This is a genomic window from bacterium (assembly GCA_040755755.1).
Classification (GTDB): Bacteria; SZUA-182; SZUA-182; order DTGQ01; family DTGQ01; genus DTGQ01.
Map to the genome: position 1 here is coordinate 85,144 of JBFLZW010000017.1, position 15,807 is coordinate 100,950.

The following is a 15,807-nucleotide window of genomic DNA, read 5'->3' on the forward strand; positions in this document are numbered from 1 at the left end:
TATATGGCACAGCTATATAAGAACCGGAGCAAGCAGGCTGAGATCGAATATTCCCTCATCCACAAGATCGCCGGCAGCGGTTACCGCATAAAAACCGTTCATGGTGGTCGGTGAGGTGAGAACACAGGTTACATCAATAAGAAATCCCAGCTTTGGAATCCCTTCCAGACTGATGATGTTATTCACCCTTACCCCGCTTACATCAAACGGAATATTGGTATATCTGCTTCCTGCGAGAAGAGCGGTACCGTAAACGGTTCCTAACAATGGATCTACAACAATATTCAAGGTCATTGGACCGGAGTGCCAGAGAACGATATAGGCAATCCAGGTACTCGTCCAGGTGCCTACCCAGGTTCCTGTCTGGGCTGCTGTACGCGTCGGAGTAACAGCCGTAGTTGCAGGCAATATTGCCGGGGCAGGGAGTGGAGCAAACGGCAGCGTGGGGAGAGCCGGGTAGTAACTTGCACTGAGCAGAGGATCAAAAGGAGCGTAGAGCAGTGAGGCAAAAGGATCAAAAACAGGATAATAACTGGCCGCTGTCCGGTATAATCCGGGAGAAAAAACATATGGATTAAAGAATCCCCCGTATCCAACGGCTGTACTGAGGGGAGGCAAAGTAGTGCCGGTATACTGCGCATTACTCAAAGGTACACAAACCACAGACAGGGAAATTATAATCATAAAGACGGCTAGCACAATACCTCTTTTACCTTTGACCATGATAAACCTCCTTTCTTACCAGGTATCTCTATACTCTCTCAAGAGCTCTTTTCATCAAATCTCTCATCTCTCTCAAAAACCCGTTCTGCCAAGCTAATTATGCATTGCGAAATTCCTCAAGATTCACCACAGTGAATCTTGAGGAATTCAAGACACCTCCTGATCAGATAAACAGATTCGATAATACCGCAAAAAGAAGCGGATTGGCTGTACTTAAAGCTGCCGGTGAATAAAGTGCCTGCGCATAGAGTGAGACAAGGCCTGAAACAATTGGACTTACTGAGGCAGTAGTTGTAGCCGCGGGTGGAGCTACCGTAGTAACGGAAACTACACCTGTTGTCGGATTGGTAATAATAATAGTAGCCGCAGGTGCCCTGGTTACCGGGATCGGCAGAGAGGCTGCCAGAACTGGATCAATATAGGGAGGAACGAATAAAGGTGGAGGAACGGGAGCATAGACCGGTGGAACCGGGGAAAAATATGGATAGGGGTAGAAAACAGGTACCTGGGACATACATTTTGAGGAAAGAGAAAGAATACAAATAAAACAGAGACTAGCGATAGCTAATCTTAAAAGTAATTTAAGGCCTCTTACTTCTTGTTGTGACATTGCTTAAACCCTCTCTCTAAATAAACAGCGATGATAAGTAGGCAAAAAGCAGCGGATTAGCGGTAGAAAGGGGAGCCGGTGCGTAGAGTGCGCCCGAATAAAGTACAGCCAGAATACTAAATAACGGTGAAGGAGCTGCCGTAGTAACTGTAGGTGTGGTAGTAGAAACAATTGTTGGTGCTGTAGTTGGAGTAACTACCGTTGGTGCTCCAATGACCACCGCCCCTGCCGTGGGACTTACCGCCGTGATTCCAGTGGAGAGAATAATCGTAGCCTGAGGTGCCCGTATATACGGCACCGGCGCGATCGGTACAGGAGGAAGCAGCGGATAGGGACTGTAACTCACGGGAGCAAATGGCGTAACTGGAAGAAATGGATCAAAATACGGGTTATAATATTGCCCCAGACCTTCCTGAAGAGCGATTCCCAAGATAAATATGCACACCAAGAAAAAGACTGCAAGCGATTTCTGAGCAAGGCTCATACAATAACCCTTCTTCTGCATAAACTTGATCTCCTTAGATTACGCACTTAGCAGGAATATAAGCTCTCTTTTGTCTGCTAAATGGTGAGCGATGATAAATAAGCAAAAAGCAGTGGGTTAGCCACAGAAAGAGGGCTTTCATAGAGAGCGCTTGCGTATAATATGCCCAGGATACTGATTAAAGGTGCAGGCGCTGCTGTGGTAACTGTCGGGACAGCAGTACTGACAACTGTCGGTACTGTAGTCGGCGTAACTACTGTCGGTGCACCAATGACCAGAGTTCCGGTAGTCGGACTTACCGCCGTAATTCCGGTTGAAAGGATAATGGTGGCATGAGGTGCTCTCATACCGGGCAGCGTTGGATATGGCACAGGGCAAAACTGGATCGAGGGGAAGAGAAGCGGTGGCGGCGGCGGAAGAAAAGGAGCATAGGTCAAGGGCATATAAGGAAGATATTGACAGGACCCCTTCTGAAGGCTGACTGCTAAGGTAAGAACACAAGATAACATAACAATTAGGAAAGATTTTCCAATGATACTCATAAAACAGCTCTTGTTGCGCATAAATCTGTACTCCTCTACTTTTCGGAAAGTTATCTGAAGTGATACTTTCATTCAAACGTTTTCCAGCATCGGCAGTGTCCCTGTACTAATTTTGGACGACTAATGACCTGTCCCCAATTGTAGAGGGACACCACCTCAATTCTTCAGCCGATACCGAACTTATTCCGCAAGCGACAGGAACAGTATCAAAAATACCAGGGTGCTTGGTGTAAGAGACAATGTGCCAAGTGGTGCAGCCGCGGTGACGACCGGAGTTGTGGGAGCCAGAATAATAGTTGCCGCTGCAGTCCTGCTTGCTGCAGTTGGCAGTGCCAGGTATGGATCGAACAGCGGAGGAGCAAATACCGGAGCAGCCGGGAAATAAGGCACGGGAGGTACAAAGGCAAAGTATGGATCATAATACGGAGCAGGATAGGGAATAAATTGAGCGGAAACCTGTGTTGAAGTTAAAAAAATGACTGTTATGAGAAATATAATAAGGCAACTCATAAACCTTACTAAGCTAAACTGCTTCATGTAAAAGATTCTCCTTAATCAAAGATTTTGTTAAAAGGAATAATCCTTTTATCAAGAGCCTGAGTAGTTACATTAAAAGTTAAACATAAACAGGGTAAAACATACGATACTTTCCATGTCCTATTCTTCCAGGGACAGATAGAGTATTAAAAACACAAGGGTGGTTGGTGTCAGAGCCAGCGTTCCAAGAGGTGCAGCAGCAGTGACTACCGGTGCTGCGGGTGTTAGAATTATCGTTGCTGCCGCAGCACGGCTGATAGGAGTTGGCAGAGCCGCCAGATATGGATCGAACAGGGGAACTGTAGGATAGAGAAGAGGAGGTGTAGGATACAATGAAATCGGAGGCAATGGAAGTGGACTATAACCATAAAACGGGTCATAGTATGGCGATGGAAGAATCTGAGCAGAAACCTGGGTTGAAACAAGTAAAGCAGTAACCATGAAGAAAATAATAAGACACGTTACATTTTTTCGTGAGCTAAATTTCCTCATAGTATGAATCTCCCTTCCAGCTCAAGGTATGTGCCTGCCAAGGAATCACATCCAAGTAGGCAAAACTTGAACACTGAAACATACCTTTGATTATTAATGGGACTGGAGCCAGAGGAACGATTATGCTTCCCCTCACTTTTCGTTTCTCAAGTTCTTCCTACTATGACGGGAAAACATAAGTAATCCAACATCTTGCTAAGAGCAAAGAATGACTTCTCATTCAATCTTTGCTACCTCGGGGAAGCCATCCCCTGGCACATCTTTTGCAAAAATATGAATTGCATACAAAAAGTTCCAGACTTTCTGTATGTAGCCTTAGGGGTCATCGGTATTGATAAGTTCGCGCCTTGAAAGTACCGGTGACCTTTTTTTTCGAACTCTTCTCTCAGAAACACCTCCTTGCTGAATGCTTGCCCTGAGATTCTACTATCCAGGAGTTAAATTGCAGGCAAGACAAGTGGGAAGTAATTTACTTGGATGAATATACATGCCGACCACTAATAAGAAGTATTCCTTAATCAACCTCCTTTCTCTGAAAATCTTTCCGGGCTGGTTTCTTAACTTCTCACCCCCTTTCGTTATTTTCATAACTGTCCATTTTTGAGCACCAATAAATACCCTAACAATATCACCTCTGTCTCTATCGTCCCGGGATCTTTCTGAGATCCCGGATAACCTTACAGCAGATGGCTCTGCAAGTTCTCCAGCAACAGGTATCTTACTTAAATCGATACGAGGAGCGAACTATCTGTTTTAATTTCCTATTGTCGAGGTATCTGGCAGAAAAAAAATGGAGCACTTGGATAAATATGAAATTGGTCAAGTTTTTTAAAAAGTTAAGAAATGTGATCATATCTCGTCACCGCTTAAATGTTAATGGGTACAATAAGAGATCCTCCAAGCCGAAACTATAAAAACCCGCAATGAGAAACCTGGAAATAGTATAGAAAAATACCGCTTCAGAGTTTCCCATTCTCTGGTTGAATAGGCTCTTTCGTCACTGAATAACAGTAAATTAACTTAACCTTTTGAATAGCTGGGGTGTAAAGCTGGGGTATCTGTTATCAACAGATAATTCTCTATATACTACTAAATATACGAGAAATAATGATGGAAATTATCGCTCTCATACCCCGGTAACCTTGCCAATACCGGGAATTCTTATGCAATATTCCCTCCTTGCCTCTGCCTTTGTAGGAAATGCAAATTCCATGCTCAAGTACAAAAGTTACGGAGAGTCCCGGTCTTTCCCTGGATAGTTCGTGCTGGTGTAACCTTAACCTATTGATTCAATATGCGTAATTTCCATCATCGAAGTCCGCTATATTTTTATCCTGGAGAGAGACTGCTGTCTCAAGTTCAAGCCAAGAACTGGTCCTTATAGTGCAGGTATGTAATTTTATGTACTTTCTTACACAGAGCATTAGATAACCAGAGAAACATTTATCGATTAACCATATGTTTATAAATCGAAAACCTTTCCCCTCCCAGCTATGCATATTTTTGCATATATCATTCATCTTATGAATAGTATATGCAAACCGGGAACATGAGGAGAGCTCAACCTTGAAAGTCCTTGGTGTTTCAATAGAAAATCTCCCAGTAAGGGGAATGCCCTGATTCATAGAACCTATGATCCTTCAGAAAAAGTAAGGAGGGACTTTTCAACTGATTGGGAAGGCAGATTCTGCCAAGCCTGCATAAAGGCGAAGATTCAGGAGGGAGAAATAAGGGAGAAATCAAGATGGTATGGGCAAAAAGCGAGGAACTTCCTGCCCATACCAGCGGTAAAACTTTGAGCCGCACAAAATCTTTTCACTAATACCGCTACTTGTGAGCGCCTTTTCCCTGCTCAGGGGTATCTTTTTCCGGTACACCGGCTCCGCCGGGTTGGGCGGGACCGCTGCCCTTCTGCTCATCAGGCTGCGGGGATGCTTTCACCGCGTCCTTTGCCGCCAGATTCTCCCTCTTATACTCCGCCGGAATCTCAAACAGTTTCCTGTCGATTTCCTTTTCCTCCACCTTGACAAGCTTGGTGACCATATCGAGTTTCTTGTTCTGGGCATCCATATGAACAGCAATCTCTACCGGATATCCGGGGTATTTGTTCAATTCACCAATGATTTTCTTTTGTCCAAAATAAACGGCCATTCTGGACCTTACTTCTGCGGGCATCTTGACCGCATCGCTGAGCCAGTACTCCACATCCGTGGTTACCCCCTTGGTGGTACTGGTCAGGATAACCTGATAGGCATCCCATTGGCCAATCTTTTTGGTTTTCCCCGTTTTTTTTGAGGATACCTGGATCTCTTTCTCAATGGCCGCAAATTGCGCTTTCAAATCAACCTCTTTTGCAATCTTCTCTTTTTCGTTGAGCTGATAGGCCTTGTCCTGGTCCATATAAATGAGCAAGACCGTATTCTTATCGCTTTCATTGAAATACCTTATCTTGTCCTGTTTTACCCACATCTTCAGCGTGGAAGCAGGGGGGCCCGCTGGTTTGCCATCAATCAGGGTCTCGGTCTGCTTCTCAATGTAATAATCCCCTGCCCAAAGAGAACCTGCCAGAAAACCGGATATCATGCATCCTGCCATCAGACTCAAGACTAATATCCTCTTCAATTTCATGCCGTTATCCTTTCATCTCGGAAAAAGGGTTTACAATTGCCTGCCAAAAGGCTGGAGTGCTCACTATGGTTCTCATCCTTGTTTTCATCCTCTGTGACTGTTACCTGGTCAGTTTATACAATTTCCAGGACTAAATCAATGGTTAAGCGCACCATCGTGGTTAAGCGCACCATCGTGCATTTAACCTGTTTGAAAATGACAGGATTATCGATTAAGCTCTCGTAATATTAACAACCTATAAGCTGCTATCTTTTTCCAGCGTAAGTCCAGCGTAAATCTGTCGAAAGCCATAAAAATTTTTGGAAAGGGAGAAATGGGCATGAAATTTATGCTGATGATTGTGGAATACTGCTACCCACTGTTATAGTGTCTCACTATTGAGACAATCCAACTGCTTATAAATTATAGCCTTAAGCAGTTCACGAGAAATTCGATGGAGCATGGTCGGTTATACGGGGATACTTTCTGCTGCAATTTTGCGACAGTCAATTTATTATGTCCACGACGTTAACTTGGCTAATATTTTAAAGTATCGGAACTTTCTGCTCTTCCAATCAAGGGAATCCAAGCGTTCCTTACCTTCTCTCAGGGAAAAGAAACACTCGGATACCTGTTTCGGTAAAAATGCCCTTTATACCGGCGAAGCAGATAATCCAGATAATATTCATGCTGAAGTCTGTCCATATAGAATACTGATGCTATGGACTCATCGCCATACTTCTCAACCATTTTTTTTACAAATCCCGGACTGATTGAATCAGAGCGCATAAACCCGATGATGCCTTCTTCCTCATCCTCACTCAGGTCAATTCCCTTTTTCTCAAAGCCGCTGACAATATCGTCGAATCCCGTCATAATCTCCTCGCCCTCATCCGGGTTAAAATAAACACCTATCCCGTCTGTGCATTGTTCAAGCTCAGGAGAAAGAGGTATCTCAGGCATTTTTATCTTTTCCAATTCTCTGGCCGGAAGATCAGGGCTGTATATTAACGGGAATTTCTTTTTCCAGTCAGCAGACAGGGAAGCACCGTCAGGATAGATTACCAGATCATCACCATTGTATTTAACGAACTTGCGGTAATAAGCACTTACCATCTCCCTGGCTCTTTGAGCCCGATCCTCACAATAGCGGTAAGACACTGCTGAGAGCTCTCTGAAAAACTGATCCTTTGCTTCCTGAATGAGTTTTTCCGGCATCTCGGGAAAGGCTTTTTGTTCACCGGACCAGTACCATTCCTTATCCCAGGGAACCAGGCTGCCGAAGATAAACTGCCCGGCCTTAAACGGATTAGGCTCTCCCACCATAACCGTATATGGTTTATCGTTAATCAGATTCATCACTTCTGCACCAGGGCCTTTGACAGTTAACACCCTGTAATACGCCAGATGCCTCTCATACCAGCTTCTTACCTGTGATTTTTGCTTTTGGGTGATATCCAGTGTCGCCGCCAGGATATCGATAACACCCAGCCCGGACCAAATGGTGTTTTCCTGACAGACAAAATCATCAATAATAGGAATGCTCACTTGCCCGGCGTATTCTTCAAGAGCATAATTCTGAAAGCTGTGCCGGAACAGGTATGAATGCTGGCCTAACCAGATCAGTTTTTTCTTCACATCCCAGCCGTATTCATTCGGCCGGGAAAGGAATTCTTTTACCCCCGAACTCCGGGGTATCGTCGTAAACCGCTCTTCCAGGAAATCATCCGCCATTCCCGCCAGGAGAGTTAAATCCTTGTGTTCCGGCTCAAAGATAAACCCTGTCCATAGTATTGAATACCATACCCATATCAGATGATGAATACGGTGCTTCAACAGCTCCTTCTCCTCTAATTTCACCCCTGGTCGGAGAGTAATGGGCAGCGGAGTATGAAAAAATTCCCGGTTATAGTGCTCATAGCCTTTCCAGATACCAATATCATTATGGATATCTTCAGCAAATTCAACCAGAACACCTGCCAGTTCTCTAATCTGACTGTCTCGCAAGTACAGATTATCATAAGCAAAAGAACTTTGTGCCTTTTTCAGCACACGCTTCAGCTCCTTTACTGTTTCTGGAAGATCCCTGTCTCCCTCTCTTTTATATCCCTTCGGCCTGTGTAACTGAAAACTCATCACCAATCCCGCCATTTCCGTTTTCATTTCCATTTCCCCAGCCAGGTTATAGCTGGCTGGGGTAATCCCTTTGTTTTGATTGGGCTTAATCCTGCCCTTTTTCCGTTTATATATCTTCCAATGCCGATCTGTCCCATTTGATCAAAGGCATAGATACAATAAGGGAGACAGTCATTTGCCCGACCAAAAAGGAGAAGATTGAAGTCAAAGCTATCACCTGGCTTGAAATGCTCCTGGAGAGTCAGCGGTGGCTCGATGACAAAGGGGTGAGGCGGGGATGGAAGATTCACGCCACTTTTTGTGCAACTTTCTTTCTTCTCGAAAAAGAAAGAATATACACAACGGCTGTTCAACAGGCAACTCTGGCAATCCTGCCTCTCAAGGGCACAGACCACCCGCTTTAAAGCAGTACCAAAGGCCCCGCGGAAAGTTGATCCCTTGAACGGAGGGAGAATGGCCTCGGCATGTAACTCACTGGTAAAGGTAAGGCGACTATAGAGCATTCCATTGCCCTTTCCATATATTCTGGTATTCTGGGTGCTTATTTTGTTATCCTGTGTTGCAGTATAATTAACGCCTAACGCCTGATATGGAGCCTGTGCAGGTAAGGAGAAATCTTTGCATTGCCCGCTTCTCCTGTTATAAGAGCAGAAAATGGATAAAATTACATAATTAGCAAAATATTAATACAAAGTTGATTCACAAGCAAGGAATATGTTTCAAGAAGAGAATATATCCTTATACCCAAAGGCTGGATCATTACATGCTGACGGACTGCTGAATCTGACCGATCAGATGGTCGATGAATATGCGTTGAGAATAACAGGATAAGCCAGAATATCCTGTACAAAAAAGAAAAATCAAGGTAAACTGAGAGAGATACTTTACAAAAAATCTTATAACTCAAACATGGGAATATGAGCCATAATCACCCACCATCTGAGTGTTACCACCAGAATATTTATCGGCTGATCATATCGCTTATTTTAAATCTGGTCATTGTGGCGGTAGAATTAGTGGCCGGGATTTACTCTCACAGCCTGGCACTGATTTCCGATTCAATGCACAACCTCAGCGATGTCAGTTCAATTCTCATTACCCTGGGCGCAAACAAACTCAGCTTAAAGAAAGCAACCTATACCAAGAGTTTCGGTTTTAAGAGGGCGGAAACCATAGCTGCCATTCTGAACGTGCTGCTGCTGCTCCTGACCGCCGCTTTTCTGTTCTGGAAAGGGGTTGAGCGGATTCAGCACCCTGAGCCTGTTATGGGCCGCATGGTAATTTTGGTCTCTCTTGTGGCTCTTGCAGCTAATTTGATATCAGTATTTATCCTCAGAAAAGGTGCCTCCTGCGATCTTGGCATTAAAAGCACTCTGGTGCATCTTATGACTGATGCAATTTCCTCCCTGGGGGTTCTGGCTGTGGGCATTACGGTATATTTCACCCGAAGCTATATTCTGGACCCTGTCCTCTCGATGGCTATTGCTCTCTTCATTCTCGCTAACTGCTGGGGGATATTGAAGGAGGCCCTCAACATTCTGCTCGAAGGAGTGCCGAAAAACATTGACCTTGAAAAAATCAAAGCCCGCTTGAATGCCATTGAAGAAATTCACAATGTTCACCATATCCACGTCTGGGGCATATCCAGCCGGCATATCAATGCTTCTCTTCATATCCTTCTTGACAATTGCTCCCTGGTGGAAGCTGAAAAAGTCATGGTCAGGGTGTGCATGATTCTTCGAGAAGAATTTGGAATCAATCATGTCACCATTCAGCCGGAAACTCAAAAATACCATAAGGTTGAGACCCTTTGTCAGATATGCTGAATGTGCTGGCTGACCTTGAACCAGAAGTACCCTTTGACTGACATTGCCGAAGCCATTTTACTATCTGGATGCAGCACGAACAGCACAATCCCTGACTTCAGTGGATATTACAAAGCACGCGCGGCCAATACCCGCTATTGATCCTATCCGGTCAATTTCTGACCGGGCTTCAACCATGCTTCAGGGCTGTGGAGCCTTCCGGCCGGGCCACGATTCTCATCCGGTTGGCCACATGGCGGGGGCCGAAAATCGTCGCTCCCAGCCAGGCCAGGGCAATCGATCCCATCAGGAGAAGCTGCACCAGGTTTTCACTCAGGCCCTTCGCTTTGGCCAATTCCGCTTTTCTCTTTCTCAAGGCAACCTTCGGCGAGGAAAGGACCGGCTGAATGCTGATAACCTCAAAGCCCTGGCTGGCCAGCAGCATGCGTATTGTCCTTTGAGAAAAGCCGAAATGGTGGCCGCCGCAATGGTATAACTGCCTGGTCAGATGGTCGCATTTTCCTCCGCTCAGCCGGTAGAGGAGGTGGGCGGTCCGGCGGATGAGGCTGTCTTCGGTGGGGGTTTCAATGACCACGATCCCATTGTCTTGTAAGATTTTTCTGACGACAGACAGTGCGCGTGCAGGATAGACCAGGTGCTCCAGGATATTGAACAGCGTAATGCAGTCAAAATTTTCCGCCGGATGCTTTTGGGCAAATTCCTCCACCGTACAGCAAAAAACCCTTTCTCCGCGTTTTCCGGCCAGATTCACGATGTCCTGACTGACATCGAGACCCACGGCCTCCCATCCATACTGCCTGGCCACCGTGAGAAAATATCCCGGACCACAGCCGATATCGAGCAACTTTCCGGGTGAATGGTTAAACATGGTTATTTCTTCGAGAGCCTGACGGAATTCCTCGGAGAAAGACCCTTCCAGTTCCTGATAGACATCTATTCCCCAGTAGGCGAAATATTCATCGCCCTGACCATCATGGAGGGGAGGAAGGTCGTTGACATAGATCAGGTCACAGCGGCTGCACCGGATGACCTCGCCCCGTGACAGCGGATACAATACCTCATAGCCATCAGGGTCGGTATTTTCACAGATGCAGCATGCAAGCCGCAACTTCTTGACTTTTGGCATGTTCTTGTCCTGCTTGTGTGCTTGCTCAATGAAAATTAGGATCGTATGTTTAATTCTGTTATCAGTCTGTCAATGAGGGTTGTACTAAAAGTAAACTTGGCCGTAAAGTTCCCTCAGCAGATGAAGCTGGTTTAATTTCGATACCACGATCAATGGACCGGCATTAGAAATAACAATATCTTTCACGAACCAAGTTCCTCAAGAACTGTTTCTTCCGAAAACTCCGGTTCTATTCCGCTTCTTCGTGCCTCTTGAATCAAATCTCTCTTTGACAGATGGTATAACTCAGCCACATATCCGATGGACCCCCATCATTTTTATAGAGTTTCAGAGCCTGATCATTTTATATTGCCTGATCCCTAAAGAAATAATTTGCCGCATTATGGCAGGCTCGTCAGGTATCCCCATCGAGCCATTTTTTGGTATTTTCATGGAAACGGTTTCTGCCATCTTAGCTTCTCCTCCCGTAAAAAGCTCCGATCTGATTATTTGTCCAACCTTAGTACACGACGCCTTAATTCAGTGTACTTAGTCTACTACTTCTTAAGATATCACATTTTCATTATAAATGGTAAGCTTCTGTTGTGACCCCCGTTAAATAATGTGATGAGGATAATCAGGTACGATGCAGGATAGCGCCTTGCGCCACTGGCCACTGACCACTGATAACTTAACTTGCCCATCGGCATTCTGGTTGCTTTTTATGATAAAACAGGTATGATTAAAGTTCCAGGAGAGATGCTTAAGAGATGCTTATGAGAGGAATGCTATGAATCTGGCCATGTTTCATGATTGGATCATCTGGAGGGACAGCCAGGGGTATTTTCTGGACGATGCTTTCATCCGGTTTGTCACTGCCTTTGACCGGGATTTCGACCGGATCACCTTCTGGGGAAGGGTAGCTGACTCCGGGGACGAAAGGAGCGGGAGAGGACAAAGGGAAATTGCCTATCCTTTGGATTCCCGCAAGCACCAGGTCTGCCCTTTTCCCTACTACTCGGATATCTACAGCCTGTATACCAGGGGACCGGTCATTTTGCCGCAAATATGGCGATCGCTCAAACAAAACCTCGATCAATGGGACCTGGTCTGGCTGCCCGCTCCCCACCCCATCGGGGTTATGGCTGCCTGTCTGTGCCGCCGGAAAAACAAACCCTTCTTTTTTCTGGTCCGCCAAAATCTGACAGAGCAGGTCCGGCACCGGTGCCGGGGTGCCCGGCGCACGATTTCCATCTTTCTGGTTCACCTGCTGGAATGGCTTTCTCAAAGGATTTCCCGGCAGGCGTTGATTTTTACCGTAGGTCAGGAGATGTTGAGCCGGTATCGGGAAAACCATCCGCTTTCCTTTCCGGTCATCATTTCCCTGGTTTCCGGGCAGGACCTGCAAAACCTTGAAGCTGAATATCGTCCCGGTCCTCCCCTGCTCCATGAGCCGATCAGACTGCTGAGCGCTGGCCGTCTTGATCCGGAAAAGGGATTGCCATATCTTATTCAGGCCGTGGACAGGCTGCTGAAGGAGGAAAAGCGGCAAATCTCTCTGACCATTATCGGAAGGGGGAAGGAAGAGCCCCTGTTACGGCAGGAGGCCGAAAAACGAGGGCTCGCTGCAGCCGTGAAATTTGCCGGGTATGTCAAACATGGCCCGGAGCTGCTCAGCCGTTTCCGGGAGCATGATGTCTTTGTCCTTCCCTCGCTGACCGGAGAGGGCCTGCCCCAGACCATCCTGGAAGCGATGGCCTGCAAACTTCCGGTCATCGCCACTTCGGTTGCGGGGATCCCCTGCTTCATCCGTGACAAAATCAACGGTCTGCTCATACCTCCTGCCGATTCGCATGCTCTCTGCCGGGCAATCCTGACCCTGGCGGATGATGCTGTCCTGCGAAGCAGGATTATCGATGGAGGACGACAAACCATAGCCTCCCACACCCTTGAGGCTGAAAAGGAAAAAATGATGATCCAGATCCGAAAATACCTCCTGCGGCCATGAGAGGTCTGCCCCAGGTTAAAAAACACATCAACATCCTGAGCAGGGTATTGGACCTGTGCGGCCGGGTCTGCGGCCGGACACTCCCGGCTGGGACGCAAAGCCCCCCGCCGGTTATTCCCCCGGGCCAGGTCCGGCGAATCCTGCTCATCCAACTGTTTGCTCTGGGAGATGTTCTCCTCTCCCTCCCTCTGGTCAAGGGCCTGCGCTCCCGGTATCCGCACGGGGAAATCGATCTATGGGTAGGAAAAAACTGGCAGGAGCTTCGCTCCCTCCTCCCCTACGTCGATCAGGTTATCAGTGCAGACTCCCGAAGCATCGGCAAAACTTTCACCACCCTGAAAAGATTGCGAAAAAAGCGGTATGATGCCGCGCTGGTGCTGTATCCTGTAGTCATTGGAAGCTGGCTCGCTCTCCTGTCAGGTGCCAGGTACCGGATCGGCTACCCGCACGACTTCGATTACCGGGAGTCACTCGCTGCCGGAGCTGATCATTTTCTGCTCACCCATCCGGTTGAGCTTGGCAGCACTATAGTTCACGATACGCAAAGGTATCTGGCCCTTGGCAGTGAGCTTGGGCTGTCCCTCCCCCCGGAGCCTCCCTTCCTCTACCCTCCATTGCCGATAATTTCCTCCATGCAGAGCTTCCTCCGCCAGGCAGGTTTTCAGGGAGACAAGCCCCTTGTCGGCATGAATCCCAATGCCAGTTGGCAGGGAAAGCAATGGCCCTCTTCGCACTTTGCCCAACTGGCAGATCGATTGATTGAAAACCAGAACGTGCAGGTACTCTTTTTCGGGTCACGCACTGAAACGGCATACATAGAAAGTATGACAGCCCTCATGAAAAATAAACCCCTGTCTGCTGCAGGCAAGACTTCCCTTGTTGAGGCAGCGGCCCTGATTCAGCACTGCCGCCTGTTTATCTCCAATGACAGCGGCCCCATGCATATGGCCTGCGCCCTGGATGTACCGGTCCTGGCTATCATGGGGCCGACCAAAATCGGGATGTTTCGCCCCTGGTCAAGCATTTCCCGGATCGTGCAAAGCTCCCTGCCCTGTGCTCCCTGCAAACAGGAAAACACCGATCTGTGCGGCCATTTTTCCTGTATCCGCTCCATTTCCGTCGATTCGGTGTACGAGGCCGCGGTCGAGATGCTGCGGAATGAACACCGATAATTAGCTTGACAATCTCAAATTAAAAATTTAATATTTTAATATATATCTGCCTGGGGGCAAGAGAGTAGGAATATTCAGCGTTTCCCTTGGTTGAGAGAATCACGATACCCCAATAATTCACTTTCCCTTATATATCCTACCTGTTGCTAAAGATTGTGGAACAGTAAATGTGTTGAGATACCTTTGCCAAAGTAACCTGTGGTAAAAAATTATACATACCTCCAGAAAAAATTATGATGTCTATTGCCATATATACGCATTTTTTCCCAGTTCTTTCTCTAAAAGTAAGGTAATAATCCTGTATAAGCATGACCCAAGGCTGTAAGCATCTGTTTCGTAATATCAGAATTGGTAATGCTGATATTTTGGCATTTTTTTTGCAAATATTTTCAGAAAAAAGGACATCGTCATAAATACTATTAACAGCATCAAGCTCTTATAGTGCGCGGTGACTGCGGTGTTACCGCTCGAGTATCCCTGTCATGCTATCTTCTCTCTAACCGGAGAATGAGGGATAGATGAAGGAGGGGTTGTCAGATCGCCTGGGAAGCCTGATAAATACAGGCAAATTATTCAGGGGTCAAGCTATTACATTGGGAGGTGGTAAAAAGAATATATAAAACGTTTGTCAGGAGAATGGAAACCTGGCGTGAAGATCGCCACGTGCGGCTAAATGCCGATTCTGGATTTCCCTGTTACCAGGGGTTCCATGATTGTTCGACAGGCTGCTCAACAAAAAGTGATCCACAGTAAGTTTGAAACAGTAAGTTTGAAAGACAGAATTGCTGTTTCATGAGAAGTACCAAGGGCAGGTAATTGTGCATCACTTTCTCATTATAAGCTGAATTGAGCTGCTGTTACCATCCACCTGCGACTATCGTTCTGGAAGGTAGTGCACAAGAGGTAATATTATTGGATTTTTTATCTAGCATACCTATAAGGAGAACCTCAAATGAAGAAAAATCTAACTGCGATTTTCTGTATGACCTTCCTCTTTTGCCTCATGATCATTGCTACCACCGCCAAGGCTACCAAGATAGAATATGTGCCGACGAATAATGGAGGCGGTAATTATACCCTCGATTATACCGTTACCAATGATACCCTGTCCGATCCCATTGAATGGATATCAATCTATTTTGGTCAAACCAGCGATGGATTGAATTTTGCTAATACGGGATTGTTCAGTAATTTTGTGCCTGATGATGCGGGAGTTTCTCAACCTGCAGGGTGGTCGTCATACTCTTTTGAACCTTCTGCAGTAGACATCCCCGGTCAGTTCAATTCGGATATCGATACTTCACCGGGTATCGCACCTGGCAGTTGGCTTTCAGGATTCCAAGTTACCTTTGATATGGATGCTTCGGGGTCCTATGATCAGTTATATTTTGAAGTCGGGAATTTTGACGCCAGTCATAATTATCAGATCCTGGGTAATGGATACACTCAACTCGCCGGGCCTGCACCTATCCCCGAACCATCGACCATAATTCTGGTAGTGCTTGGTCTTGCGACTTTGGGATTAGCGATGAAAAGAACATCAGTAAGTAATTGATTCTTCTTTC

Annotated in this window: 16 protein-coding genes; 5 read left to right on the forward strand and 11 right to left on the reverse strand. The window is 46.3% G+C overall.

Annotation, left to right across the window (positions count from 1 at the left end; genetic code table 11):
• Positions 1–12 precede the first annotated feature (12 nt).
• The 9 genes from AB1611_06035 to AB1611_06075 all read right to left on the reverse strand — a co-directional run bounded on the left by AB1611_06035 (position 13) and on the right by AB1611_06075 (position 8,047).
• A complete protein-coding gene (locus AB1611_06035) occupies positions 13–723 on the reverse strand; it encodes a hypothetical protein (protein MEW6379149.1) in 711 nt (236 codons plus the stop codon).
• Between the two features lie 163 nt (positions 724–886).
• A complete protein-coding gene (locus AB1611_06040) occupies positions 887–1,237 on the reverse strand; it encodes a hypothetical protein (GenBank protein ID MEW6379150.1) in 351 nt (116 codons plus the stop codon).
• A gap of 112 nt (positions 1,238–1,349) precedes the next feature.
• Positions 1,350–1,838, reverse strand: coding sequence for a hypothetical protein (locus tag AB1611_06045; GenBank protein ID MEW6379151.1), 489 nt, complete (start codon positions 1,836–1,838; stop codon positions 1,350–1,352).
• 56 nt (positions 1,839–1,894) lie between these two features.
• Entirely contained in the window at positions 1,895–2,326 is a 432-nt protein-coding gene (locus AB1611_06050) for a hypothetical protein (GenBank protein ID MEW6379152.1), read from the reverse strand.
• Between the two features lie 213 nt (positions 2,327–2,539).
• Complete coding sequence (locus AB1611_06055; GenBank protein MEW6379153.1) at positions 2,540–2,896, reverse strand: hypothetical protein; 357 nt, start codon at positions 2,894–2,896, stop codon at positions 2,540–2,542.
• Positions 2,897–3,016: 120 nt separating this feature from the next.
• Positions 3,017–3,337, reverse strand: coding sequence for a hypothetical protein (locus tag AB1611_06060; protein ID MEW6379154.1), 321 nt, complete (start codon positions 3,335–3,337; stop codon positions 3,017–3,019).
• Between the two features lie 1,340 nt (positions 3,338–4,677).
• Complete coding sequence (locus AB1611_06065) at positions 4,678–5,013, reverse strand: hypothetical protein (GenBank protein MEW6379155.1); 336 nt, start codon at positions 5,011–5,013, stop codon at positions 4,678–4,680.
• A gap of 202 nt (positions 5,014–5,215) precedes the next feature.
• The gene (locus AB1611_06070; GenBank protein ID MEW6379156.1) at positions 5,216–6,016 is read right to left on the reverse strand and encodes a DUF4412 domain-containing protein; all 801 of its coding nucleotides are present in this window, start codon (positions 6,014–6,016) and stop codon (positions 5,216–5,218) included.
• Positions 6,017–6,601: 585 nt separating this feature from the next.
• Complete coding sequence (locus AB1611_06075; protein MEW6379157.1) at positions 6,602–8,047, reverse strand: DUF3843 family protein; 1,446 nt, start codon at positions 8,045–8,047, stop codon at positions 6,602–6,604.
• Positions 8,048–8,268: 221 nt separating this feature from the next.
• Here AB1611_06075 and AB1611_06080 point away from each other — a divergent pair, with 221 nt between their 5' ends.
• Both AB1611_06080 and AB1611_06085 read left to right on the forward strand, forming a co-directional pair.
• Complete coding sequence (locus AB1611_06080) at positions 8,269–8,535, forward strand: hypothetical protein (GenBank protein MEW6379158.1); 267 nt, start codon at positions 8,269–8,271, stop codon at positions 8,533–8,535.
• Between the two features lie 513 nt (positions 8,536–9,048).
• Positions 9,049–9,957, forward strand: a complete 909-nt coding sequence (locus AB1611_06085) for a cation diffusion facilitator family transporter (GenBank protein ID MEW6379159.1) — start codon at positions 9,049–9,051, stop codon at positions 9,955–9,957.
• 169 nt (positions 9,958–10,126) lie between these two features.
• Here AB1611_06085 and AB1611_06090 read toward each other — a convergent pair whose 3' ends face one another.
• Entirely contained in the window at positions 10,127–11,083 is a 957-nt protein-coding gene (locus AB1611_06090) for a class I SAM-dependent methyltransferase (protein MEW6379160.1), read from the reverse strand.
• Positions 11,084–11,410: 327 nt separating this feature from the next.
• On the reverse strand, positions 11,411–11,533 hold the full coding sequence (locus tag AB1611_06095; protein MEW6379161.1) for a hypothetical protein: 123 nt from the start codon (positions 11,531–11,533) through the stop codon (positions 11,411–11,413).
• A gap of 319 nt (positions 11,534–11,852) precedes the next feature.
• Between AB1611_06095 and AB1611_06100 the strand changes: the two genes are divergently transcribed.
• The 3 genes from AB1611_06100 (at position 11,853) to AB1611_06110 (ending at position 15,797) form a co-directional block, all read left to right on the forward strand.
• Positions 11,853–13,070 (forward strand): glycosyltransferase family 4 protein, encoded by a 1,218-nt coding sequence (locus AB1611_06100; protein ID MEW6379162.1) that lies wholly within the window; start codon positions 11,853–11,855, stop codon positions 13,068–13,070.
• Positions 13,067–14,242, forward strand: a complete 1,176-nt coding sequence (gene waaF / locus AB1611_06105) for a lipopolysaccharide heptosyltransferase II (GenBank protein MEW6379163.1) — start codon at positions 13,067–13,069, stop codon at positions 14,240–14,242. Before AB1611_06100 ends, waaF begins: the two co-directional genes overlap by 4 nt.
• Before the next feature lie 952 nt (positions 14,243–15,194).
• Complete coding sequence (locus AB1611_06110; protein ID MEW6379164.1) at positions 15,195–15,797, forward strand: PEP-CTERM sorting domain-containing protein; 603 nt, start codon at positions 15,195–15,197, stop codon at positions 15,795–15,797.
• Positions 15,798–15,807: the final 10 nt, after the last annotated feature.

Coding starts and splice junctions, on each gene's coding strand:
- AB1611_06100 (MEW6379162.1), top strand. CDS start 11,853: ATGAATCTGGCCATGTTTCATGATTGGATCATCTGGAGGGACAGCCAG.
- AB1611_06065 (MEW6379155.1), bottom strand. CDS start 5,013: ATGAATCAGGGCATTCCCCTTACTGGGAGATTTTCTATTGAAACACCA.
- AB1611_06070 (MEW6379156.1), bottom strand. CDS start 6,016: ATGAAATTGAAGAGGATATTAGTCTTGAGTCTGATGGCAGGATGCATG.
- AB1611_06035 (MEW6379149.1), bottom strand. CDS start 723: ATGGTCAAAGGTAAAAGAGGTATTGTGCTAGCCGTCTTTATGATTATA.
- AB1611_06050 (MEW6379152.1), bottom strand. CDS start 2,326: ATGTTATCTTGTGTTCTTACCTTAGCAGTCAGCCTTCAGAAGGGGTCC.
- AB1611_06040 (MEW6379150.1), bottom strand. CDS start 1,237: ATGTCCCAGGTACCTGTTTTCTACCCCTATCCATATTTTTCCCCGGTT.
- AB1611_06110 (MEW6379164.1), top strand. CDS start 15,195: ATGAAGAAAAATCTAACTGCGATTTTCTGTATGACCTTCCTCTTTTGC.
- AB1611_06085 (MEW6379159.1), top strand. CDS start 9,049: ATGAGCCATAATCACCCACCATCTGAGTGTTACCACCAGAATATTTAT.
- waaF (MEW6379163.1), top strand. CDS start 13,067: ATGAGAGGTCTGCCCCAGGTTAAAAAACACATCAACATCCTGAGCAGG.
- AB1611_06055 (MEW6379153.1), bottom strand. CDS start 2,896: ATGAAGCAGTTTAGCTTAGTAAGGTTTATGAGTTGCCTTATTATATTT.
- AB1611_06095 (MEW6379161.1), bottom strand. CDS start 11,533: ATGGCAGAAACCGTTTCCATGAAAATACCAAAAAATGGCTCGATGGGG.
- AB1611_06060 (MEW6379154.1), bottom strand. CDS start 3,337: ATGGTTACTGCTTTACTTGTTTCAACCCAGGTTTCTGCTCAGATTCTT.
- AB1611_06045 (MEW6379151.1), bottom strand. CDS start 1,838: ATGCAGAAGAAGGGTTATTGTATGAGCCTTGCTCAGAAATCGCTTGCA.
- AB1611_06090 (MEW6379160.1), bottom strand. CDS start 11,083: ATGCCAAAAGTCAAGAAGTTGCGGCTTGCATGCTGCATCTGTGAAAAT.